This window comes from Limnohabitans sp. 2KL-51 (assembly GCF_003063645.1).
GTDB lineage: Bacteria > Pseudomonadota > Gammaproteobacteria > Burkholderiales > Burkholderiaceae_C > Limnohabitans_A.
The window spans coordinates 97,935-119,783 of sequence record NZ_NESJ01000004.1 but is presented as its reverse complement, the minus strand read 5'-3'; the positions used below and the strand labels follow the sequence as shown (position 1 = coordinate 119,783).

Genomic DNA, 21,849 nt, shown 5'->3' with positions numbered 1-21,849 from the left:
ATCAGATCGCCTCCGCCGATGTGGGGCCTTCGTGGTCAAAAACCACCACGGCACGGTCATGTGCAGGCCCCCAAAACAACACCTCCAGCACAAACACCAGGGTGAAGAATGCCCCCAAGGGCAACGGCATGTAGGTCCAGCCTACGCCTAGCCACGGTAATTCAGCCAAGGTTTGCCCCATGGTCCCCATGACCAGCTTGCCGCCCCACACGACCACAAAACCACAAATGACCAACATCAAAATGTGCACCAGTAAGGCGCCGATTTTTTGCACGCCAGCTGGCAAATGGTCCACCAGCATGCCCACGGCAATGTGAGCACCGGCTCGGTAACCCGCCGCCGCCCCCATGAACGTGAAGGTCACCATCAGCAAGACCGCCACCGGCTCTGGCCAGCTCGAGCCCGTACCCAGGACATAGCGGGCGAAAACGCCCCATGGAATGATCAGGCTCATCGCCAAAATCGACAGGCCTGAAATCCAAATGCAGAACAGGTAAAGGCGGTCAAAGAAACGCAACATATTCCAAAATCCTCGCGGACGAGCTCATCAAAACCAAAGGGACGGGGAGCACCCCGTCCCCTCTCGTGCAGCGGCGTCTAAGGCCGCTGCAAGCGGATCACTTGACTGCTTCGATGCGCTTCATCAGGTCGGCGTATTGCGCGCCGTATTTGGCACGCACAGGGGCAGTGGCGTCATAAAAGGGCTTTTTGTCAACAGACTTGAACTGAATGCCAGCGGCCTGCAGTTTGGTCGAATACTCGGTCACGCTCTTGTCCCACAAGGCACGCTGCTCCAATTGCGCCTCACCAGAAAACTTCATCACACTGGCTTGGTCGGCTGGGCTCATTTTGTCCCAAGTGACCTTGGACATGACGAAAATTTCAGGAATGATCAAGTGCGTGGTCTGGGTGTAAAACTTAACGCCAGTGGAGTACTGGTTAGAGGTAAACAATGTCGGTGGGTTGTTTTCTGCACCGTCTACCACGCCGGTTTGCAGCGCACTGTACACATCGTTGTGGCCCATGCTGATGCCGTTGCCGCCCATGGCGTTCATGGTGTCAACAAACAGCGGGTTGCCCATCACGCGAATCTTCAGGCCCTTGAGGTCAGCCGGGGTTTTGATTTCTTTTTTGGTGTAGAGACTGCGCGAGCCGCTGTCCATAAAGCCCAAGGCCACCAGTCGGGCCGGGCTTTTGGTGATTTTTTCCAAAATCTCCTTGCCCACAGGCCCGTCGATCACGGCCCGCATGTGCGCCTCATCGCGGAACACAAAGGGCATGTTGAACACGTTCACATCGGGCACCACCGGCCCCAAAATACCCAATGAAATGCGGGCAATCTGAATCGCGCCAACCTGGGTTTGCTCCACCACTTCTTTTTCAGAACCCAAGACGCCGCCTGGGAACATTTGCAGCTTGAAGCGGCCATTGGTGGCGGCTTCAAGCTTTTTACCCATGTTTTCAACCGCCACCACGTTGGGATAGCCCGCGGGATGGACATCCGAGGCCTTCAGCACGGTTTGTGCGGAAGCCATTGGGGTCATGGTCATGGCCAGCACTGCGGCGGCCGCTGAGGAAAGCAGGTTTCTGCGAAAGTTCATGGGGGTCTCCTGTGAAAGTTTGGGGGCAATGGGCATCAACTGAAACATTGAAAACTCAACATCAAGTCATCAGTTGTCGTACAATTGGCCACATGATTATCGTTGAGCTTCGACATTCGGACAGCTAGGGATTACCCATGGATGCCACGACACTCTCATTGAAAAAGCCTGGCGGCCTGGCGGTACAGCTGGTCCACGCCACGACCGAACAAATCCGCAGCGGTCGTCTCAAAGCTGGCGACAAATTGCCGACCGAAGCGGCCATCATGAAAGATTTTGGCGTGAGCCGCACCGTGGTGCGCGAAGCGATTTCGCGGCTGCAGGCCTCAGGCTGGGTCGACACGCGCCACGGCATTGGCACCTTTGTCCTGCCCAAGAGCGAGCACCCGTCTTTTCGCATCAGCCCCGAGCAAATGGGCACCCTGCGAGAGGTCATTGCCCTGCTTGAATTTCGCATCAGCGTGGAAACTGAAGCCGCCGCTTTGGCTGCAGTGCGCCGCACGCCAGATGATTTGTCTGAATTGAGGTTGTCACTTCAAGCCTTCAATAGCGCCCTGGAAGAAGGCCGCGACGCCGTGATGGCAGACCATCAGTTTCACCAGGGCATTGCCCGAGCCACCCAAAACCACCACTTCGTCGACCTGATGCATTCCATGGGTGCGGGCGTCATTCCTCGCGCACGGATCAGCGGCATCCTGACCACCGACCCGGAGCGGCAAAACTATTTGCGCCGCGTGAACCAGGAACACGAGAGCATCTACAACGCCATTGCCGACCAAGACGTGGAAGCCGCCAGGGCCGCCATGCGCACCCACTTGGCCAACAGCCGAGAACGCCTGCGCAAGAGCGACCCCGACAGCCCGGGTTGAATCAACGCTGCGCATCACCCACGTTTTCCCCAATGGCCAATACGCCATTAAGTTGTACGATGTCTATTGACTAGGCCCTTTACACCATGACTCCCCATCACACCCCCACCATCACCCGCATGCAGGTGATTCCCGTGGCAGGCCATGACGGCATGCTGATGAACCTCAGTGGTGCCCACGGCCCGTTTTTCACCCGCAACATCGTCATCCTGACCGACTCGTCGGGCCACACAGGCCTGGGCGAAGTGCCCGGCGGCGAAAAAATCCGCCAGACGCTGGAAGACGCCCGCCCCTTGGTCGAAGGTCAGCCGATTGGCCATTACAACGCTGTGCTGCAGACCATGCGCCAGCAGTTTGCCGACCGCGACAGCGGCGGCCGGGGCCAGCAGACCTTTGACCTGCGCACGACCATCCACGCCGTCACGGCCGTGGAAAGCGCCCTGCTCGACCTGCTGGGCCAGCACCTGAATGTGCCGGTGTGCGCCCTGCTCGGCGAAGGCCAACAGCGCAACCGCGTACAAATGCTGGGCTATTTGTTTTATGTGGGCGACCGCCAGCAAACCGACCTGCCCTACCGAAGTGAGCCGGATCAAGCCGACGACTGGCTGCGCCTGCGCCACGAAAAAGCCATGACCGCCGATGCGGTGGTGCGCCTAGCCGAAGCCGCACAAGCGCGTTACGGCTTTCAAGACTTCAAGCTCAAAGGCGGCGTGCTGCGCGGCGAAGAAGAAGTCGAAGCCGTGGTGGCGCTGCACGAGCGCTTTCCCAAGGCACGCATCACGCTCGACCCCAATGGTGGCTGGCTGCTCAAAGACGCGATTCGTTTGCTGCGAGACCACCGCAGCACCATGGCCTATGCCGAAGACCCCTGCGGCGCAGAAGGCGTTTTTTCAGGCCGCGAAATCATGGCCGAATTCCGCCGCGCTACCGGCTTGCTGACGGCCACCAACATGGTGGCCACCGACTGGCGCGAGATGGCGCACAGCATTCAGCTGCAGTCAGTCGACATTCCACTGGCCGACCCGCATTTTTGGACGCTGCAAGGCTCGGTGCGCGTAGCGCAGCTGTGCCAGATGTACGACCTGACCTGGGGCTCGCACTCCAACAACCACTTCGACATTTCGCTGGCCATGTTCACCCAGTGCGCCGCTGCCGCGCCGGGCAAAGTCACCGCCATTGACACGCATTGGATCTGGCAAGACGGGCAGTTCCTCACCAAAGACCCTTTGCAAATTAAAGACGGCTACCTCGATGTGCCCGCCAAACCGGGCCTGGGCATCGAGGTGGACACGGACGCGGTGATGAAAGCAAACCAGCTGTACCAGCAGCACGGCCTGGGCGCCCGCGACGACGCCATCGCCATGCAGTACCTGATCCCCGGCTGGAAATTCAACAACAAGATGCCTTGCATGGTGCGCTGAGCACCCGGGCCATTCACATCAAAGGAAAACACCATGGACATGCCCATCAACCATTTCAAACACGCGATCCAATCCGGTCAAAAGCAGATCGGCTTGTGGTCGCACCTTTGCAGTAACATCAGCACCGAAATCCTGGCGCACTGCGGCTTTGACTGGCTGCTGCTGGACATGGAGCACTCGCCCAACGACTTGCCCGAAATCGTGGCGCAGTTGCAAGCCATGAAGGGCAGCCCCACCACACCAATAGTGCGCCCACCGTGGAACGACATGGTGACCTTCAAGCGCTTGCTGGATGTGGGCGTGCAAAGCCTGTTGGTGCCGTACATTCAGACCGAAGAAGAAGCCCGTCAAGCCGTTTCTTATACCCGTTACCCACCGCACGGCGTGCGCGGTTATGCGGGTGCGCCCCGTGCCAGCCACTATGGCCGCGTGAAGGGCTATGCCCATCACAGCAGCGAAGAAATTTGCCTGTTGCTGCAAGTCGAAACCGTTCTGGGCCTGCAAAACATCGAAGCCATTGCGAATGTCGATGGCGTGGATGGCGTGTTCATCGGCCCTGGTGACTTGTCCGCCGCTTTAGGTCACTTGGGTAACCCCAAGCACCCCGATGTGCTGAAAATCATTGACGAATCCATTGCCCGCATCCGCGCTTGCGGCAAAGCCGCAGGCATCCTCACGGGGGACGAAGCCCTGGCCAAACACTATGTTGAGCAAGGCTGTCTGTTTGTGGCCGTGGGCGCTGACCAAAACGTGTTACGCGACAGCGCCACGGCACTGGCGGGTCGTTTCAAATCCTGAATCTCAAAAAACCCCATGCTCAACACACCCGCCTCCCCCATTCGATTTCCGCGCCTGCTCCTCACGGGTGCGGGTGGCAACCTGGGCAAAGAGCTTCGCCCCCGCCTGAAAGACTATTGCGACGTGCTGCGTGTGAGCCACCGCCGTGAACTGGACCCAGCGAGTGCGGGCGAAGAGGTGCAACTCGCATCACTCGAAGACAAAGACCAGATGATGGCCTTGCTCGAAGGCGTGAACGCGGTGGTGCACATGGGCGGCGTCTCGACCGAACAGCCTTGGGAGCCGATTTTGGCGGGCAACATCGTGGGCATGGTCAATCTGTACGAAGCTGCCCGCCTGCAAGGGGTCAAGCGCATCGTGTTTGCCAGCTCCAACCATGTGACCGGCTTTTACCGCCAAGACGAGGTCGTCAACACCCGCATGCCACCTAAGCCCGACGGGTTTTATGGCCTGTCCAAAGCCTTTGGCGAAGACCTGGCCCAACTGTATTGGGACCGTTGGGGCATCGAGACCGTGAGCCTGCGCATTGGCTCCTCGTATGCCGAACCCAAAGACCGCCGCATGCTGGCCACTTGGTTGAGCTTTGACGACCTGGAGCGCCTGGTGGTGGCGGCCCTGACCGCGCCCATCGTGGGCCACAGCATCATTTACGGCATGTCCGACAACCAGACCACCTGGTGGGACAACACCCATGCCAAACACCTTGGCTACCGCCCTCTGGATTCGTCCGACGTGTTCCGCCCTTCCGTGGAAGCACGCCAACAAAGCATCGACATACAAGACCCTGCAGCCATCTACCAGGGCGGGGCTTTTGTGAAAGCCGCCCCTCACGGCTGAAACACACCGCAAGAAAATTCAAACCTGCTGTCCCAAGTTTCACACCCAGGGCGCTCCCCAGCGGCTACGATTCGGGCCAACCTATATTGGAAAACTCTCAGGAGACCCCTCATGTCCGTGATCACCACCATAGAAGACCTGCGCGTTTTGGCCGAAAAGCGCGTACCGCGCATGTTTTATGACTACGCGGACAGCGGCTCTTGGACCGAAAGCACCTACCGGGCCAACGAAAGCGACTTCCAGAAGATCAAGCTGCGCCAGCGCGTAGCCGTCAACATGGAAAACCGCAGCACCGCCAGCACCATGGTGGGCGAGCAAGTCGCCATGCCGGTGGCCATTGCGCCCACGGGCCTGACAGGCATGCAGCATGCCGATGGCGAAATCCTGGCCGCCCGCGCTGCCAAAAAATTTGGCGTGCCTTTCACCTTGTCCACCATGAGCATCTGCTCCATCGAAGACGTCGCTCAGCACGCCGGTGAAGGCTGTTGGTTTCAGTTGTACGTGATGAAAGACAGGGGCTTCATCGAGCGCTTGATTGACCGCGCCAAAGCCGCCAACTGCGGCGCGCTGGTGCTCACACTGGACTTGCAAATTCTGGGTCAGCGTCACAAGGACCTGAAAAACGGCCTTTCTGCGCCACCCAAACTGACGATCGCCAACATGATCAACATCGCCACCAAGCCCCGCTGGGCCTTGGGCATGCTGGGCACATCGCGTCGCCAGTTTGGCAACATCGTGGGCCATGTCACGGGCGTGGCTGACATGAGCAGCCTGTCTTCGTGGACCGCCTCGCAGTTTGACCCCGGCCTGAACTGGGGCGATGTGGAGTGGATCAAAAAGCGCTGGGGCGGCAAGCTCATATTGAAGGGCATTCAAGACGTGGATGATGCCCACATGGCGGTGCAATCGGGTGCCGACGCCCTCATCGTCAGCAACCATGGCGGCCGTCAGCTGGACGGCGCGCAGTCCAGCATCGAAGCCCTGCCCGCCATCGTGGATGCCGTGGGCCAAAGCATCGAAGTTCACATGGACGGTGGCATCCGCAGCGGCCAAGACGTGGTGAAAGCCCGCGCCCTGGGTGCCAAGGGCGTCTACATTGGCCGATCTATGCTGTATGGCCTGGGTGCCATGGGCGAAGCAGGCGTGACCAAAGCGCTGGAAATCATCCACAAGGAGCTGGACCTGACCATGGCCTTTTGCGGTCGAACGCAAATGGACACGGTGGACAAGAGCATCTTGCTGCCAGGCACCTTTCCTACAGGCCGGTAAGCAGGCGCGGCCAGGGGTTGGGCAAGGCCAAAACCCATTGGGGCCGCGCTATGCTTAGCGGGTGACTGCTTCACCCGTTTCAAGCGCCATGGCCCTGCCTATTCGACGCATCGCCCACCTCGACATGGACGCTTTTTACGCGTCTTGCGAGTTGCTGCGCTACCCGCAGCTCAAGGGCTTGCCCGTGGTCATTGGCGGCGGCCGCCGCAAGGAAGACGACCTGCTGGGCAAGCTGCAGGCCGCCTACCCCGATGGCGAATGGAACGCAGAGACCTTTGCCGAGCGGCTGGACCTCATTCCGGTGGACTTTTGCCCGCGCATCGAGGGCTACACCGGGCGCGGCGTGATCACCACCGCCACTTATGCGGCGCGGCAGTTCGGCATCGGCTCGGCCATGGGGCTGATGAAAGCCGCCAAGCTCTGCCCACAAGCCATTTTGTTGCCGGTGGACTTTGAGCGTTATCGGCACTATTCGCGCACCTTCAAAAGCATCATTCTGGACATCGCCCCCGTCATGCAGGACCGGGGTGTGGACGAGGTTTACATCGACTTTACTGATGTGCCCGGCGGCCAGCGCGAGGGCGGGCGGGTGCTGGCACGGCTGATCCAAAAAAGCATTTTTGACGCCACGGGCCTGACCTGCTCAATTGGTGTGGCGCCCAACAAACTCATCGCCAAGATGGCCAGCGAGTTCAACAAACCGAACGGCATCTCCATCGTGCACGAGGCCGATCTGCAAACTCTGATTTGGCCGCTGGCTTGCCGCAAGATCAACGGCGTGGGCCCCAAGGCCGATGAAAAGCTCAAAGGCTTTGGCATTCAAACCATTGGCGATCTAGCGGAGCGCGAGCCGCACTGGCTGGTGGAGAACTTTGGCAAAAGCTACGGCGCTTGGCTGCACGAAGCGTCTTGGGGTCGCGACGACCGCCCACTGGAAACCGATAGCGAACCCGTCAGCATGAGCCGCGAAACCACCTTTGAGCGCGACCTGCACGCTGTGCGCGACCGCGCCGAATTGAGTGCGGTGTTCACGCGTTTATGCGAACAAGTGGCCGCCGACTTGCAGCGCAAAGGCTACGAAGGCAAAACCATCGGCATCAAGCTGCGGTATGACAACTTCCAGGCTGTGACGCGGGATCAGACCCTGACCGAGTACACCGCCGACGCCAAGCAAATACGCCTGATCGCAGGCCAAAGCCTCAAAAGGGTAGACCTGTCACGCCGCCTGCGCTTGCTGGGGGTGCGGGTGGGCTCGCTGGTCAAAGCCGGGACAGCGCAGCCCCCCATCGCCGCTTACAGTGAAACACCCGATCAAGACCCTCCTCAAGTGAATGACCATGAACAAGCTGAACTGCTTTTCCCTCTCGACTGAAAATCACGTTGCCCACCTGGTGATGAACCGCCCCGAGGCGATGAACACCATGCACCCCACCTTCTGGCGCGAGCTGCACGAGGTGCTGACCGACATCCACAAAGCGGGCACCGCCCGGGCGCTGGTGATCTCGAGCACGGGCAAACACTTCAGCGCCGGCATGGACCTGCAAACATTTAGCAGCGCCATCCAGATGGATGACAGCAGCGCCGAAGGCCGCTCGGCCGTGTACGACGTGCTGACCGACATGCAGCACACCTTCACCCTGCTCGAAGAGCTGCGCATCCCGGTCATTGCGGCTATCCACGGCGGCTGCATTGGCGGCGCGGTGGACATGGTGACCGCCTGCTGCATGCGCTATGCCTCAGCCGACGCGTTCTTCTGCATTCAGGAAATCAACATCGGCATGGTGGCCGACGTGGGCACCTTGCAGCGCCTGCCCAAGCTGCTGCCCATGGCCTTGGTCAAAGAACTGGCCTACACGGGCAGGCGCCTCAGCGCCGACAAAGCCTTGGCCCACGGCTTGGTCAACGAGGTGCTGCCCACCCACGAAGCCACCGTGGCCGCCGCCCTGCAAGCGGCCAAAGAAATCGCCAGCAAACCGCCCGTGGCCATCTGGGGCACCAAGCAAGTGCTGCACTACGCCCGCGACCACAGCACCGAAGACAGCCTGCGCCACATGGGCTGGCTGCAAGGCGCGATCTGGAGCAACGCCAATGTGCGCGAAGCCATCAGCGCCATGCAACAAAAACGCGAAGCCAACTTTGCGCCGTTGCCGCCGCTAAAGGGCTTTCGGGAGTTTGGTTGAGGCGAGTTATGCCACAACACAAGAACGCCACCCACCATGTCAATGACCATTGCACCCGACGATCCCGCTCGGCCAGATGTGTATGCACTGCTCGACGAGCACTTGCGCCACATGCATGAACTTTCACCGCCTGAAAGCGTTCATGCGCTCGATGTGGACCAACTCAAACGCCCCGAAATCACCTTTTGGTCCGCACGCGATGGCGATCAGCTTTTGGGATGTGGTGCCCTCAAGGAACTGTCCCTTGATCATGGCGAGATCAAATCCATGCGAACCCCAACCGTCAACCGACGACAGGGCGCGGGTCGTGCCATTCTGAATCACATCATCAGCGAAGCCATCGTGCGTGGCTACCAACAACTGAGCCTGGAAACCGGGCCAGCCAGCACGTTTGCGCCAGCGCACCAACTGTATGAAAGCGCCGGATTCTGGCCCTGCGGCCCCTTTTGCGACTACCAACTCGACCCCCATAGCGTCTTCATGACCATGGACCTCCAAAGTCATGCGTCAGCTTGACTTCACAAGCGACAAACAACATGGCCATCTACACCGCCGAAATACTTTGGGCTCGGTCTGATCAAAAGTTCACCGACAACCGCTACAGCCGCCAACACATCCTGCGCTTCGACAGTGGCATTGAAATTGCGGGTTCTTCATCCCCTCACGTTGTTCCACTGCCCTATTCCGTGGTCGATGCGGTAGATCCCGAAGAGGCCTTCGTCGCTTCACTGTCCAGCTGTCACATGCTTTGGTTTCTATCCTTTGCAGTCAAACATGGTTTTGTGGTCGACACCTACCATGACGCAGCAGAGGGCGTGATGGGCAAAAACCTAGAAGGCAAGCTCATGATGACCACCGTCACGCTTCGCCCCGAGGTTAAATTTTCTGGGGACAAGATACCGACCCATGCTCAGCTGCAAGAGATGCACCACTTGGCCCACGACGAATGTTTCATCGCCAACTCTGTCAAGACCGACGTGCGTTGCGAGCCAAGGCAAGTTATTCACTGAAGTCCACTGGATTCTGAGCAAGTTATCGGCTGCGATTGAGGCCGCCCAGCCTTCCTGAACGAAAAGGCAAATGGTCTGGTTACTCCGGCCCAAACGGATTGAACACCTCAAAACCCAAAACCTTCGACCCGATCAACGCACACGCTGCCCAAACGGCAATTTACTTTCTCAACCCTCATTCATAAACCATGTTCAGTGCTGCATTCATTTGGGAGCCCGGATCCTACGACGCTGAGTTCAACGAACTCAATGCCATCATTGATGCTGTGGCAAAAGCCTCGCCCGGCTTTATCGGGGTCGAAGAGTGGGCTTCAGACGATGGCAAACGTCGCAATGCCACCTACTATTGGGAAACCATGGATGGCCTCAAAGCGTTGGGAACCCATCCCAGCCACATCGAGGCCAAACAAAAATATGCCCAGTGGTACAACGGCTATCACGTTGTCATCTCCGAGGTCATCAAGTCTTACGGCGACTCTGCCTTTCAGCACCTCACACCCAATCAGCGCCATGCAAGCCCACTGACGTGAATCAGTCGCAGGGCGCCTTGTCCCACCCGGCAGCGTAAAAATCACCATGAAAATCTTCCACAACACCCACCACGCCCAACACGCAGGCCGCCAGGAAATGTTCCGGGGCCGCTTGGTCGATTGCCACGAAGTGCCTGACCGTTTGCGCTATGTCCTCGATGAACTGCAACGCCGCCCTGTGGGGCAATTGCTGACGCCTGATGCAGCGGCGGATGTGGACGCCGCAACGGCCCGCGTGCATGCGCCGGACTATTTGGCATTTCTGGCTCGGGCCTGGGACGATTGGGTGGCGCTGGACCCGGCCAATGCGGCGGTAGACGCCCTGCCCTCGGTCTGGCCGCTGGCCTCCAAGCACGGCTTTCGCACCGATGTGCCGCCGCTCAACTTTGCGGCGCGGCTGGGACAGTTTGCGTTTGACTCGGGCACGCCCTTGATGGCGGGCAGCTGGGCCGCAGCGCGCGGGGGTGCAGCTTGCGCACTGGCTGCCGCGCAGGCGGTGCTGGGTGGCGAACGTTTTGCCATGGCACTGACCCGCCCACCGGGTCACCACGCTGGCCCCAACTACATGGGCGGTTATTGCTTCATCAACAACGCCGCCGTGGCCGCGCAAGCCCTGCGCGACGGCGGGCTGCAGCGCGTGGCCGTGCTCGATGTGGACTACCACCACGGCAACGGCACACAAACCATCTTTTACGAGCGCAACGATGTGTTCACAGCGTCCATCCAAGGCGATCCGCGCACCGAATACCCGTTCTTTTTGGGGCATGCGGATGAGCGCGGCGCGGAGGCTGGCGAGGGCTTCAACCTGAACCTGCCGCTGCCGCGTGGCACCGGATTTGAAGTCTGGTGGGCCGCGCTGCAAACCGCCATGCAAGCGGTGAGCGACTTTGCGCCACAAGCGCTGGTGGTGCCGCTGGGGTTGGACACGTTTGAGGGCGACCCGATCTCGGGCTTCAAGTTGCGCAGTGCGGACTACCTGCAGGTCGGCCGAGCGATAGCGCAATTGGGCTTGCCGACGGTGCTGACGCTCGAAGGTGGCTACGCTGCGGCAGATTTGGGCGTGAACACGGTGAACGTGCTCGAAGGGCTGGGCCGCTGATCAGCCTTGGTTGGGTCATATCGTGTCGAGCGCCCATTACCGCATCGGGTGACCAACCCAACCCGGTCAAAAAAGACTTGGCACCCTCATCTCCTCGATGCCATCATGGATTCAGGTCTGTTTGCCCACCTCATGCGCTGTGCGATAGCCCCCCACTCCCTTCACATAAGCAAACAACTCCACAAAAAACGGATGCCTGCAAAGCGTGGACGAATCGCCCACCAGCAACAGCTTGCGCCGTGCGCGGGTCATGCCCACGTTCATGCGGCGGATGTCCGACAGGAAGCCGATCTCGCCTTGGGGGTTGCTGCGCGTCAAGGTGATGGCAATGATGTCGCGCTCTTGGCCCTGAAACGAATCGACGGTGCCCACGCTGAGCCTGCGTTGCAGCAGCTGGTCAGGCAGCCGTCAAAGACTCCATGCGCACCACAGCACGCGCTCCCACGGCACTGGCAAAGCGTTGGACTGTTCGCATGGATGGCGTGCCCCTGCCACTTTCGATGCGTGCCACCACGCTTTGGGTCGTGCCCATGCGTGCGGCCACATCGCCTTGCGCCAGGCCCGCTTTCATACGCGCTGCAATCCGTTCACGGGCCAGCTCAAACTCGGGCGCTTGTGCGTCATAGGCTTGGCGAACGGCGGGGTTGGCCAGCAGTTGGGCTTTCACGTCTTTCAGGCTTTTCACGTCGATGGTGTGCGCTGAGTGCGCATATTGTCTGTAATGAGCACCTGAGCCGAGATACCCAAACCTTTGTTCAAGTTTCGGATCATGCGCAGCGTGAGGGGGCGTTTGTGGCTCAGCACTTCATAGACGCGGTTGGGTTGACCGATCATCGGCTCTAGGTCTTTCACTGACAGCCCCGCTTGGTCCATGCGGAACTTGATGGCTTCCACGGGGTCGGGCAGATCAATCGGATGATGCTTGCGCTCATAGGCCTCAATCAAGGTCGAGAGCACATCCAGGCGTTCGCCATCGGGCGTGTCAGGCGATGGGTCTTGGTCCACCAGCGTTGACACCACACGCAGTGCTGCGCGGTAATCTTTTTCTGTGCGGATGGGGGTGATTTCCATGATGTTCTCCTTGACGCTCACGACTTATCCACTGAGGCTGCATCGACCTTGTCGTATTCGGCATGTGTGCCCACAAACTTGACGTAGGCGATTTGCATCCGGTACGCAAAGGCGACGATGAGCCGGTACTTGTTCCCGGCAATGTTGAAGACGATCCGGTTGTTGCCAACGATGCTGGCGTTTCCGTATTGAGCTTTGACATCGCCCGGGGATTTCCATTCGGCCCGGCAGGCTTCACCGTACCAAGTTTTCAAGGCTTCTTCTGCGTCCCCGCGCCCGGGCTTTTCCCAGAATGTCTTGAGGGTGGATACGGCAATGACTCGCATGGTGGTATTTTAGTCCCAAATTGGGACTGTTGGGGTTTGGGAGTCCTATCCGTGACGTTTTGTCACGGTTTGAAACTGTCTGCTCCTCACGGCAAACAGCTCGAAAGCGGGCGCCAATTTAGGCCATCTCATGCGCCGTCCGGTAGCCCCCCACCCCCTTCACATAAGCCAACAACTCCCCAAAAAACGGATGCTTGCAAAGCGTTGACGAATCGCCCACCAGCAGCAGCTTGCGCCGTGCGCGGGTCATGCCCACGTTCATGCGGCAGATGTCAGACAAAAAGCCGATCTCGCCTTGGGGGTTGCTGCGCGTCAAGGTGATGGCAATGATGTCGCGCTCTTGGCCCTGAAACGAATCGACGGCGAGTGTGAAACGTCTCGCTTGACCGCGCACAATGTTTACATACAATGTACATATGATCCAGTTTGAATGGCACCCAAGCAAGGCAACAGCCAACCTGAAGAAGCATCAGGTTTCATTCGAAGAAGCGCAGACCGTTTTCTATGATGAATTCGCCGTTCAATTTTGCGATGAAGATCACTCGGTCGATGAAGAACGCTTTCTCATGCTGGGCATGAGTGTTCATTCCAAGTTGCTCATCGTCTGCCACTGTGAACGTGAAGGCGGGGAAACCATCCGAATCATCTCTGCTCGCAAGGCAACCAAGCGCGAAAGCGCTTTTTATCGAGGCATCTGACATGAAAGCCGAATACGACTTCTCCAAGCTCAAAGCTCGCAAAAACCCCTATGCATCCAAGCTCAAGAAGCCTGTGACGATGCGTCTGTCAGAAGACGTTGTCATCTATTTCAAGAGCATGGCAGATGACGCAGGGGTTCCCTATCAAAGCCTGATCAACTTGTATTTGCGCGACTGCTTGGCCAACAACCGCAAAGTACAAATCAACTGGCCTAAGCTGGTTTAAACAGCCCAAGCCGTCCGGTAGCCCCCCACCCCCTTCACGTAAGCCAACAACTCCGCAAAAAACGGATGCCTGCAAAGCGTGGACGAGTCGCCCACCAGCAGCAGCTTGCGCCGTGCGCGGGTCATGCCCACGTTCATGCGGCGGATGTCGGATAGAAAGCCGATCTCGCCTTGGGGGTTGCTGCGCGTCAAGGTGATGGCAATGATGTCGCGCTCTTGGCCCTGAAACGAATCGACGGTGCCAACGCTGAGCCTGCGTTGCAGCAGCAAATCGTTGAGCACAGCGCTGTCTTCGATGGCGTCTTTTAAATAGTTGATTTGGGCGCGGTACGGTGCGATCACGCCGATGGTGAGTGGGCGTTGGTCGGGTGCGGAGGGTTCCCCCAGCGCCAGCAGCTGCGCCAGGCGCTCCAGCAGCAAGTGGGCTTCTTCGGGTTTGGCGGTTGAGCGGCTTTCGGGAATGGTCAGTTCTTGATAACCGCAGCCCGCGGTGTCGATGAACTCCACGGGCAGGTCGGGCGAAAAACGTGGGTCATTGAAGCGCGGGTCGTAAGCGGCTAGGTCAGCGTCGCGCACGCTGGGGTGGGGCACCAGTTGGCCACCGTAAAACTTCTCGGAGCTGAAGCCCATGATGTGCGCGTGCATGCGGTATTGCACCTTCAGCATGCGGGCCGTGTTGGGTTGGCGCTGGATGCACTTTTCAAACAGGGTTTCGCGCAGGCCTTCGCGGGCGGCTTTTTCGCTTTTCACGGTGGGCGGCAGCTGGTGGTGGTCGCCCGCCAACACCAGGCGCTGGCCCTTGGCAATCGGAATCCAGCAACCCGGCTCCAAGGCTTGGGCGGCTTCGTCGATGAAGACGGTCTCAAAGCCCAGGTGGCTAATGTGGCGGTTGCTGGCGCCCACCAGCGTGCAGGTGATGACTTGCACCGATTCGAGCACGTCTTCGGTCATGAAGCGCTCCAAATCGTCGGCGGCTTGGCGCAGCGTGCGGGCTTCTTCGCGCAGCCACTGGCGGCGCTGTCGCTCCTCAAAGCCAAAGTTGCGTACGCGTTCACTGGCCGCCTCGCGGTGCTGCTCGGCGGTTTGGCGCATCGCGTGCATCTTGGCGTAGCTGGCGTGGGCCATCACCACGGCGTCGAGCGTGTGCTTGAGCAGCAGGTCCGACACGCGGCTGGGGTTGCCCAAGCGGATCACATTCACACCGCGCTCGGCCAGCTTTTCGGTCAGCAGGTCCACGGCGGTGTTCGAGGGGGCGCACACCAGCACGCGCCGCTCGCGTCGAATAGTTTCAAAAATGGCTTGCACCAGCGTGGTGGTTTTGCCCGTGCCGGGCGGGCCGTGGATGATGGCCACGTCTTGCGCCGTGACCACATGGCGCACCGCCGCCAGCTGCGAGTCGTTGAGCGCACTGGGGTAAAACAGGTCATCGGCTTGGGGCTCGCGAAAGCGAGCTGTCTTAGCGCCAAGCAGCACGTCGCGCAGTTCGGCCAAGCGGTTGCCGTGTGCGGCCATGACCGCGCTCAGGGCCTGGTTCATCTCGCGGTAGCTGACCTCGTCAAAGGTCAGGTCAACACCTAATGTGCTTCCGTTGAGGCTGCTGCCGTCCCGCACCCAGTCGGGCAGCGCTTCTTTGGTGGTGGCCAACAGCAGCTTGTTGCGCCGCACGCGGGTGACCACGCCGCTCACCACGGGCCGATCTGATGCCGAATGTGTGCCCGAATAGCCGGGCGCACCGCTGAACAGCGCCGCAGCCGCCCCCACCTGAAACAAGTGCAGGTCTTGCCGATGCGCAGGCCGCTCCAGCTCCAGCACCACCTTGCCGCCAAACCCGATGTCTTCTTGGGTGATGGTGACGGGGTACCAAGTCAGGCCACGCCGACGGCGCTCTTTGATGCTGGCACTGGCGTTTTTGAGCTTGAACTGCGCTTGGTCTTCTTGTTGCTCAAGGTGCATGAGGGCGCGGACATGGCGCAACTCGTGTTGAACATCATGTGCAGCAGCGCAAGGGGCGGTGGGGGTGGGGTCTTGGTCAGCCAAAGGTGCAGGGATTTTTTCGTCACAATGATGTGGTCACATTGTTACAACTTTGGGCCTTGCCCATCCACTTCGCATGGATTAACATTGTTGCAACCGGAGGATTATCATGGAAATTGCAATTCGAAACATCGGCAACAGCAAAGGCGTGGTGTTGCCTAAGCCGTTTCTGGCCCAAGTTGGGCTGGACGGACAGGCCACAGCCACCATCGAAGTGGAAAACGGCTCCATCGTCTTGCGAAAGCCTGCCAAGTCCGTACGTGCTGGCTGGGCAGCGGCTGCTGCAGCCGTGTCCGCCAAAGGCGGAGATGCGCTTTTGATGGGTGAGTTTGGCAACTTGGACGACGAGGAGTTGGGCTGGTGAAGCGCGGCGACATTTGGCTGGTGAACCTGGACCCGACCGTGAGCAGCGAAATCAAAAAGTCGCGGCCCTGCGTCGTGATGTCACCGGCAGAGTTGAATGACAACCTGCGAACCGTGATGGTGGCGCCCATGACCTCAAAGGGTTTTGCCGCGCCGTTCCGGGTGCCTGTCACCCACGCTGGAACCAAGGGCTTGATCGTGCTCGATCAGCTTCGGACGGTTGACAAGGTGCGTTTGGTCAGGCGTCTGGGCGCTGTGTCTGCCAAGACCTTGAGTGCCGCGCTGACCACACTGCAAGAAGTATTCGCGGCGTAAAAAGGGAAAGCCCTGGCGGCCTGCTTGAATGCCGCGCCCTTAGCCCCGATCGCCATCGCCTGCCTGAGCAGAAGCGGGCAAACCAAAGACCCGGTCAAAGCACCAGGTGAACGCGATGGCATAAAAGAAAAAGAACGCCAGCAGACCCAGATTGGCCACCAAAGCAGCGGTGGGCGAAATGTCGAGCCACAGCGACATGACGGGCAAAAGAATGATGACCAAGCCGCCTTCAAAACCGGCTCCGTGGGCCAGCCGCCTGACAAAGGAACGGCCGCGCACGGACTGGCGCGACTCCCAGCGCTCAAAAAGCCAGTTGAAGGCGTAATTCCACGTCAGTGCAATGCTCGACAAAACGACCGCCAGACCCAAGGTGGAGGCGGGCGACTTGTCAAAAGCCAAGCTCAACACGGGCCCGACCACAGCGATGGCCATGGCCTCGTACAAAAGGGCCTGCAGAACGCGGCGGGTAGTGGGTGACATCTTGGGGAACGAAGTGAATACCTTCACTGCCGTGCCGTGCGCACGTTGGGCGGCAACTTGCCTGGTGCGCTGGTGCGCCAGGGGTTGATGTCCAGCCCGCCGCGCCGGGTATAGCGAGCATAAACCGTCAATTTGGTGGGTTTGCAGCGCGTCCAGATGTCCATGAAGATGCGCTCGACGCATTGCTCATGAAACTCGTTGTGGTTGCGATAGCTCACGATGTATTGCAGCAAGCCCGCCTGTTCAATCTGAGGGCCGCTGTAGGTGATTTGTACGCTGCCCCAGTCGGGCTGGCCCGTCACCAAACAATTGCTTTTGAGCAAATGGCTGACCAGGGTTTCGGTCACGGGCAGTTCGTCGGCGTTGGCGCTCAGCAGATCCGGCGCAGGCTCGTAACGTGTGCACTCAATGTCCATGCGGTCCAGGTTGAGGCCATCCAACTCGTGCACGGGTTCAGTGTCAAATTGCTCTTGCAGCAGCAACTTCACGCCCACGCTGGCCTGCACCACACCGCCGTGCCAAATGGCGGCGCTGATGTCGCGGCGAATCATGTCGCGCACCACGTCGGCGCTCTCTAGGCGCGTGTTGTTGAAGCTGTTCAGATACAACTTGAAAGATTTGCTCTCGACAATGTGCGTGCTTTCGGCAGGCACAGTGATGTGCGCCAACGCCACCTGCGGCTTGCCTTTGGTGTTGAGCCAAGACAGCTCGAACGCGGTCCACAAATCGGCCCCAAAAAACACAGGCTGCCCGGTGACGCCGATCTCGGTGCGCTTGGTGGCGCGGGTAATTGGGAACAGCAAACTCGCGTCGTACTGGTCCACATAGGCGCTGGATTTGCCCAGCTGAGATTGTTCAGGCGCGTTATTGAAATCGCTCATGCCTGCACTTTTCTGCGAAACACCAAACGGTCGGGTTCTGAAACGGCCGCGTCATGCGCGTAGCCTTCCAGACCAAAGCCCAGCAAACCCTCGGGGTGAGTGATGCGCTTTTGCACCGCATAGCGCGCCATCAGGCCTCGCGCCCGCTTGGCGTTGAAGCTGATGATTTTGTATTTGCCACCCTTGAAGTCTTCAAACACGCATTCGATCACGCGGGCCTTGAGGGTTTTGCGGTCCACCGACTTGAAATACTCTTGCGAGGCCAGGTTCACAATGACCGGCGTTTTGTCTTTGGCCAGCTGGGTGTTCAGGTACTCGGCAATTTGCGGCCCCCAAAACTTGTAGAGGTTGCTGCCCTTGTCGGTTTGCAGCGTCGTGCCCATCTCGAGGCGGTAGGGTTGCATCCAGTCCAGCGGGCGCAGCACGCCGTACAGGCCACTCAAAATGCCCACATGGGTTTGTGCCCAGTCCAGGTCTTGCGCTGACAGGGTCTTGGCGTCCAGGCCCTCGTAGACATCGCCATTGAAGGCCAGCACGGCTTGTTTGGCGTTCTTGGCGGTGAACTTAGGCGTCCAGGCTTCGTAGCGGGCCACGTTCAGGGCCGACAGCGCGTCCGACAAGTCCATCAACTCGGCGATTTGCTGGGGCGACTTTTGGCGCAGCACTTCAATGAGGGCCTGAGATTGCGGCACGAACTGCGGCAGCGTGTGGGGCACGCCTGCGGCGGGAGTTTCGTAGTCCAGAGATTTGGCGGGTGACAATAAGAACAACATGCTCGACATCCTTTACTTGGACGATTATCTCGCCATCGTGAACAAACCCGCTGGCTGGCTGGTACATCGCACGCCGCTGGACAAGGGTGAGACGCGCTTTGTGCTGCAGGCCCTGCGTGACCAGATCGGCCAACATGTCTGGCCTGTGCACCGCTTGGACAAGGGCACGAGCGGCGTGCTGCTGTTTGTGCTGGACGCAGACACGGCGCGCACCTTGGGGCAAGCCTTTGAAACCGGCCAAGGTCTGCAAAAAACCTACCGCGCCGTGGTGCGGGGCTGGCCTGCAGAGTCGGGACTGATCGACCATCCTTTGAAACGCATGCCCGACGACATGCGTACCGAGCGCCTGGAGGTGCAGCCCGCCCAAAGCCGCTTTGCCACCCTGCGCCAAATTGAGTTGCCGCTGCCTCAGCAAGGCTTTGCTAGCACCCGATGCGCCGAAGTGGAGCTGCAGCCCCTGACTGGCCGCCGCCACCAGTTGCGCCGCCACATGAAACACATCGCTCACCCCATCATTGGCGACGCCACGCACGGCAAAGGCCCACTGAACCGTGCGGTGGCAGATTTGGTTGGCTTGCAAAGGCTGTGGTTGCATGCAGAAAGTCTGGAATTGCCACACCCGGTCAGCGGGCGGCTGTTGCGTTTGGCGTCACCCTTGCCGAGCGAGTGGGGTCTTTGGGATGCTTACGTGCCTGAGCGACCCGAGTAACCCAAAAGATTGCGCCGCCTGAGCCCCTCTTTGTAGGAGCCCACCCCTGTGGGCGATGGTTCGCAGGGCGTTTGCCACGCCCATCGCCCAAGGGCTGAACTCCTACAAATCGGTGCGATTGTCACCCAACGGATAAGCATCTGAGCGGTTTTCCATAAGATGCACAGCTGCGCTTGCTATCGTGAGCCAAGCCTCCAACCACCCAGACTGAATTCCCATGAGCCTGCTGTTCACCCCCTTCACCTTCAACGCTCCCTCTGGCCCCCTCACTTTGCCCAACCGCATCGTGGTGGCCCCTATGTGCCAATACTCGGCCGACAACGGCCAAGCCACCGACTGGCACTTGACGCACTGGACCAACTTGCTTAACAGCGGCGCAGGTCTGTTCACCATCGAAGCCACCGCCGTGTCGGCCGTGGGCCGCATCAGCCCCGGGTGCCTGGGCTTGTGGGACGACGCCACCCAAGCGGCGCTGGGTGACAAACTGGAACGAGCGCGTCGCTTGGCGCCCGCGATGCCCGTGTGCATTCAAATTAGCCACGCTGGCCGCAAGGCATCAAGCGCATGTCCTTGGGACGGCGGCATGTTGATCACCCCGGCCGATGGCGGCTGGCAGCCTGTGGCGCCCAGCGCCCTGCCCCACTTGCCGCAAGAATCTGCTCCGACCGAGTTGAGCCTGGCTGACATCGCGCAAATCAAGGCCGACTTTGTGAACACCGCTCGGCGCAGCCAAGCACTGGGCATTGAGGCCGTCGAGTTGCACGCCGCGCACGGTTATTTGTTGCACCAATTCTTGTCGCCCATTTCCAACCAACGCACCGACCAATACGGCGGCTCATTTGAAAACCGCATCCGCTTTCCGATGGAAGTGTTCAAGGCGGTGCGCGAAGCCTTTGGCGGCACGCTGGGCATGCGCATCTCGGGCACCGACTGGGTCGACGGCGGCTGGACGGTCGAGGAAACCGCAGAACTGGCCATCCAGATCAAGCAAGCCGGAGCGCAGTTCGTGCACATCTCGTCGGGTGGCGTTTCGCCCTTGCAAAAAATTGCCTTGGGGCCAGAGTACCAAGTGCACCTGGCCAAATCCGTGAAAGCCGCATCGGCCCTGACCACCATTGCCGTAGGCCTGATCACCGAGCCCGCCCAGGCCGAAGCCGTGCTTCAACGCGGTGACGCCGATCTGGTGGCCCTGGCCCGCTCGTTCATGTACAAGCCGCGCTGGGGCTGGGAAGCGGCTGTGGCCCTGGACGGCACTGTCGACTCACAACACCAGTACTGGCGCAGCTTGCCCCGCGAAGCCAAAAACATTTTCAACAACGCCAAAATTGGCATGCGCTAATTTCATAAATCACAGCAAGAGAGAGACACACATGTACACACGTCGCAAAGTTTCCAAACTTCTCGCTTTGGCCACCCTGTGCGCCCCGTTGGCCTTGATGGCCCAGGCCTTTCCGAGCAAGCCGATCACCCTTGTGGTGCCGGTGCCACCGGGTGGTTTGGTGGACACCTCAGCCCGATTGATCTCCGAGCCTTTGGGCCGTTTGATCGGCCAGTCGGTCGTGATTGACAACAAAGGCGGTGCCAGCGGCAACTTGGCCTACCAGCAAGTGGCGCGTGCGCCCAAAGACGGCCACACGCTGCTGGTGTCCTACTCGGGCTACCACATAGCCAACCCCATCCTCATGAGCAAACTGCCATGGGAGTTGAAAGATTTCACACCCGTGGGCTTGATCACCGTGGCCACCAACGTGGTGGCCGTGCACCCTTCGGTGCCTGCCAACAACATGCGGGAATTCATCGCGTATTTGAAACAAAACCCAGGCAAGCTGAACTACGCGTCTCAGGGCAACGGATCGGTTTCACACATCGGCACCGAAATTTTCAAGCAGCAAACTGCCGTGGATTTGGTGCATGTGCCCTACAAGGGTTCTGGCCAAGCGATTGCCGACGTGCTGGCAGGCCAGGTGCAGGTGTTCATGACCACACCACCCTCGGTGATGCAACACATCCAGGCGGGCAAACTCAAGGCACTGGCTGTGACCGGCAAAAAACGCCACCCAGGCATGCCCCAAGTGCCCACCATGGCCGAAGCGGGTTACCCCAATATTGACCTCGAAGCATGGGTAGCCCTTTACGCCCCAGCGGGCACGCCCACGGCCACCCTCAACCAACTGGCCGATGCCGTCAAGCGCAGCCTGGACTTGCCTGAGAGCAAGCAGCGCGCAGACCAAGCCGGTATTGAAGTGCGCTTTCTCGCCTCAACCGAGATGACCAAACTGCTGGACCGCGAAATCACCGACTGGACCCAGGCCATCAAGACCGCCAACATCAAGCTGGACTGACAAAAAAGCCCCGCATGG

29 protein-coding genes are annotated in these 21,849 nt (G+C 59.6%); 18 read left to right on the top strand and 11 right to left on the bottom strand.

Annotated elements, in window-relative coordinates; all coding sequences use genetic code 11:
• Position 1: 1 nt before the first annotated feature.
• Both B9Z49_RS05160 and B9Z49_RS05155 read right to left on the bottom strand, forming a co-directional pair.
• The gene (locus B9Z49_RS05160; protein ID WP_108352365.1) at positions 2-520 is read right to left on the bottom strand and encodes a TRAP transporter small permease; all 519 of its coding nucleotides are present in this window, start codon (positions 518-520) and stop codon (positions 2-4) included.
• Positions 521-617: 97 nt separating this feature from the next.
• Positions 618-1,601 carry a TRAP transporter substrate-binding protein gene (locus B9Z49_RS05155; protein WP_108352534.1) on the bottom strand — a complete coding sequence of 328 codons (984 nt, stop codon included), beginning with the start codon at positions 1,599-1,601 and terminating at the stop codon, positions 618-620.
• Between the two features lie 137 nt (positions 1,602-1,738).
• Between B9Z49_RS05155 and B9Z49_RS05150 the strand changes: the two genes are divergently transcribed.
• The 11 genes from B9Z49_RS05150 (at position 1,739) to B9Z49_RS05100 (ending at position 11,614) form a co-directional block, all read left to right on the top strand.
• The gene (locus B9Z49_RS05150) at positions 1,739-2,470 is read left to right on the top strand and encodes a FadR/GntR family transcriptional regulator (protein ID WP_108352364.1); all 732 of its coding nucleotides are present in this window, start codon (positions 1,739-1,741) and stop codon (positions 2,468-2,470) included.
• Positions 2,471-2,556: 86 nt separating this feature from the next.
• Positions 2,557-3,891, top strand: coding sequence for a glucarate dehydratase (gudD, locus tag B9Z49_RS05145; protein WP_108352363.1), 1,335 nt, complete (start codon positions 2,557-2,559; stop codon positions 3,889-3,891).
• Between the two features lie 33 nt (positions 3,892-3,924).
• Entirely contained in the window at positions 3,925-4,689 is a 765-nt protein-coding gene (locus tag B9Z49_RS05140) for an HpcH/HpaI aldolase/citrate lyase family protein (protein WP_108352362.1), read from the top strand.
• 15 nt (positions 4,690-4,704) lie between these two features.
• Positions 4,705-5,526: an NAD(P)-dependent oxidoreductase gene (locus B9Z49_RS05135; protein WP_108352361.1), complete on the top strand. Its 822-nt coding sequence runs from the start codon at positions 4,705-4,707 to the stop codon at positions 5,524-5,526.
• A 111-nt stretch (positions 5,527-5,637) separates the two neighbouring features.
• Complete coding sequence (locus B9Z49_RS05130; RefSeq protein ID WP_108352360.1) at positions 5,638-6,795, top strand: alpha-hydroxy acid oxidase; 1,158 nt, start codon at positions 5,638-5,640, stop codon at positions 6,793-6,795.
• A gap of 88 nt (positions 6,796-6,883) precedes the next feature.
• Entirely contained in the window at positions 6,884-8,167 is a 1,284-nt protein-coding gene (gene dinB / locus B9Z49_RS05125; protein WP_233254513.1) for a DNA polymerase IV, read from the top strand.
• Positions 8,133-8,975, top strand: a complete 843-nt coding sequence (locus tag B9Z49_RS05120) for an enoyl-CoA hydratase-related protein (RefSeq protein WP_108352533.1) — start codon at positions 8,133-8,135, stop codon at positions 8,973-8,975. Before dinB ends, B9Z49_RS05120 begins: the two co-directional genes overlap by 35 nt.
• Positions 8,976-9,011: 36 nt before the next feature.
• Positions 9,012-9,491, top strand: a complete 480-nt coding sequence (locus tag B9Z49_RS05115) for a GNAT family N-acetyltransferase (protein WP_369913487.1) — start codon at positions 9,012-9,014, stop codon at positions 9,489-9,491.
• A 20-nt stretch (positions 9,492-9,511) separates the two neighbouring features.
• Positions 9,512-9,985 carry an OsmC family protein gene (locus B9Z49_RS05110; RefSeq protein WP_108352357.1) on the top strand — a complete coding sequence of 158 codons (474 nt, stop codon included), beginning with the start codon at positions 9,512-9,514 and terminating at the stop codon, positions 9,983-9,985.
• Positions 9,986-10,173: 188 nt separating this feature from the next.
• A complete protein-coding gene (locus B9Z49_RS05105) occupies positions 10,174-10,515 on the top strand; it encodes an antibiotic biosynthesis monooxygenase (RefSeq protein ID WP_108352356.1) in 342 nt (113 codons plus the stop codon).
• A 46-nt stretch (positions 10,516-10,561) separates the two neighbouring features.
• On the top strand, positions 10,562-11,614 hold the full coding sequence (locus B9Z49_RS05100; protein WP_108352355.1) for a histone deacetylase family protein: 1,053 nt from the start codon (positions 10,562-10,564) through the stop codon (positions 11,612-11,614).
• A gap of 111 nt (positions 11,615-11,725) precedes the next feature.
• Here the strand turns inward: B9Z49_RS05100 and B9Z49_RS05095 are convergent, their stop codons facing one another.
• From B9Z49_RS05095 to B9Z49_RS05075, 5 genes are all read right to left on the bottom strand, one after another.
• A complete protein-coding gene (locus B9Z49_RS05095; protein ID WP_233254512.1) occupies positions 11,726-11,986 on the bottom strand; it encodes a C-terminal helicase domain-containing protein in 261 nt (86 codons plus the stop codon).
• Positions 11,987-12,011: 25 nt separating this feature from the next.
• Positions 12,012-12,299 (bottom strand): helix-turn-helix transcriptional regulator, encoded by a 288-nt coding sequence (locus tag B9Z49_RS05090; RefSeq protein ID WP_108352354.1) that lies wholly within the window; start codon positions 12,297-12,299, stop codon positions 12,012-12,014.
• Entirely contained in the window at positions 12,296-12,685 is a 390-nt protein-coding gene (locus B9Z49_RS05085; RefSeq protein WP_108352532.1) for a type II toxin-antitoxin system HigA family antitoxin, read from the bottom strand. Before B9Z49_RS05085 ends, B9Z49_RS05090 begins: the two co-directional genes overlap by 4 nt.
• Positions 12,686-12,702: 17 nt before the next feature.
• A complete protein-coding gene (locus B9Z49_RS05080) occupies positions 12,703-13,011 on the bottom strand; it encodes a type II toxin-antitoxin system HigB family toxin (protein WP_108352353.1) in 309 nt (102 codons plus the stop codon).
• Between the two features lie 118 nt (positions 13,012-13,129).
• Entirely contained in the window at positions 13,130-13,420 is a 291-nt protein-coding gene (locus B9Z49_RS05075) for a C-terminal helicase domain-containing protein (RefSeq protein ID WP_233254511.1), read from the bottom strand.
• A 7-nt stretch (positions 13,421-13,427) separates the two neighbouring features.
• Between B9Z49_RS05075 and B9Z49_RS05070 the strand changes: the two genes are divergently transcribed.
• Together B9Z49_RS05070 and B9Z49_RS05065 are read left to right on the top strand one after the other, a co-directional pair.
• Positions 13,428-13,709 (top strand): BrnT family toxin, encoded by a 282-nt coding sequence (locus B9Z49_RS05070; RefSeq protein ID WP_108352352.1) that lies wholly within the window; start codon positions 13,428-13,430, stop codon positions 13,707-13,709.
• Between the two features lies 1 nt (position 13,710).
• Positions 13,711-13,935: a BrnA antitoxin family protein gene (locus tag B9Z49_RS05065; protein WP_108352351.1), complete on the top strand. Its 225-nt coding sequence runs from the start codon at positions 13,711-13,713 to the stop codon at positions 13,933-13,935.
• Here B9Z49_RS05065 and B9Z49_RS05060 read toward each other — a convergent pair.
• Positions 13,932-15,971 (bottom strand): AAA domain-containing protein, encoded by a 2,040-nt coding sequence (locus B9Z49_RS05060; protein WP_108352350.1) that lies wholly within the window; start codon positions 15,969-15,971, stop codon positions 13,932-13,934. The two genes, B9Z49_RS05065 and B9Z49_RS05060, sit on opposite strands and share 4 nt — an antisense overlap.
• 106 nt (positions 15,972-16,077) lie before the next feature.
• Between B9Z49_RS05060 and B9Z49_RS05055 the strand changes: the two genes are divergently transcribed.
• On the top strand, positions 16,078-16,332 hold the full coding sequence (locus tag B9Z49_RS05055; RefSeq protein ID WP_053173840.1) for an antitoxin: 255 nt from the start codon (positions 16,078-16,080) through the stop codon (positions 16,330-16,332).
• Positions 16,326-16,646 (top strand): type II toxin-antitoxin system PemK/MazF family toxin, encoded by a 321-nt coding sequence (locus tag B9Z49_RS05050; protein WP_108352349.1) that lies wholly within the window; start codon positions 16,326-16,328, stop codon positions 16,644-16,646. Before B9Z49_RS05055 ends, B9Z49_RS05050 begins: the two co-directional genes overlap by 7 nt.
• Positions 16,647-16,685: 39 nt before the next feature.
• On the opposite strand, the gene B9Z49_RS05045 is transcribed toward B9Z49_RS05050, so the two are convergent.
• From B9Z49_RS05045 to yaaA, 3 genes are read right to left on the bottom strand one after another with little or no spacing between them, the layout of a single operon-like run.
• Positions 16,686-17,126 (bottom strand): PACE efflux transporter, encoded by a 441-nt coding sequence (locus B9Z49_RS05045; protein WP_108352348.1) that lies wholly within the window; start codon positions 17,124-17,126, stop codon positions 16,686-16,688.
• Positions 17,127-17,149: 23 nt separating this feature from the next.
• Positions 17,150-18,007 (bottom strand): NADPH-dependent 7-cyano-7-deazaguanine reductase QueF, encoded by an 858-nt coding sequence (queF, locus tag B9Z49_RS05040; RefSeq protein ID WP_108352347.1) that lies wholly within the window; start codon positions 18,005-18,007, stop codon positions 17,150-17,152.
• Positions 18,004-18,780, bottom strand: a complete 777-nt coding sequence (gene yaaA, locus B9Z49_RS05035) for a peroxide stress protein YaaA (RefSeq protein ID WP_199224991.1) — start codon at positions 18,778-18,780, stop codon at positions 18,004-18,006. The genes queF and yaaA overlap by 4 nt, the downstream gene beginning before the upstream one ends.
• On the opposite strand from yaaA, the gene B9Z49_RS05030 reads away from it, so the two are divergent.
• From B9Z49_RS05030 to B9Z49_RS05020, 3 genes are all read left to right on the top strand, one after another.
• Positions 18,779-19,489 (top strand): pseudouridine synthase, encoded by a 711-nt coding sequence (locus B9Z49_RS05030; RefSeq protein ID WP_108352531.1) that lies wholly within the window; start codon positions 18,779-18,781, stop codon positions 19,487-19,489. The genes yaaA and B9Z49_RS05030 overlap by 2 nt on opposite strands.
• Positions 19,490-19,706: 217 nt before the next feature.
• Positions 19,707-20,828: an NADH:flavin oxidoreductase/NADH oxidase gene (locus B9Z49_RS05025; RefSeq protein ID WP_108352345.1), complete on the top strand. Its 1,122-nt coding sequence runs from the start codon at positions 19,707-19,709 to the stop codon at positions 20,826-20,828.
• 31 nt (positions 20,829-20,859) lie between these two features.
• A complete protein-coding gene (locus B9Z49_RS05020; protein ID WP_199224990.1) occupies positions 20,860-21,831 on the top strand; it encodes a tripartite tricarboxylate transporter substrate binding protein in 972 nt (323 codons plus the stop codon).
• The last annotated feature ends 18 nt before the right edge of the window (positions 21,832-21,849 follow it).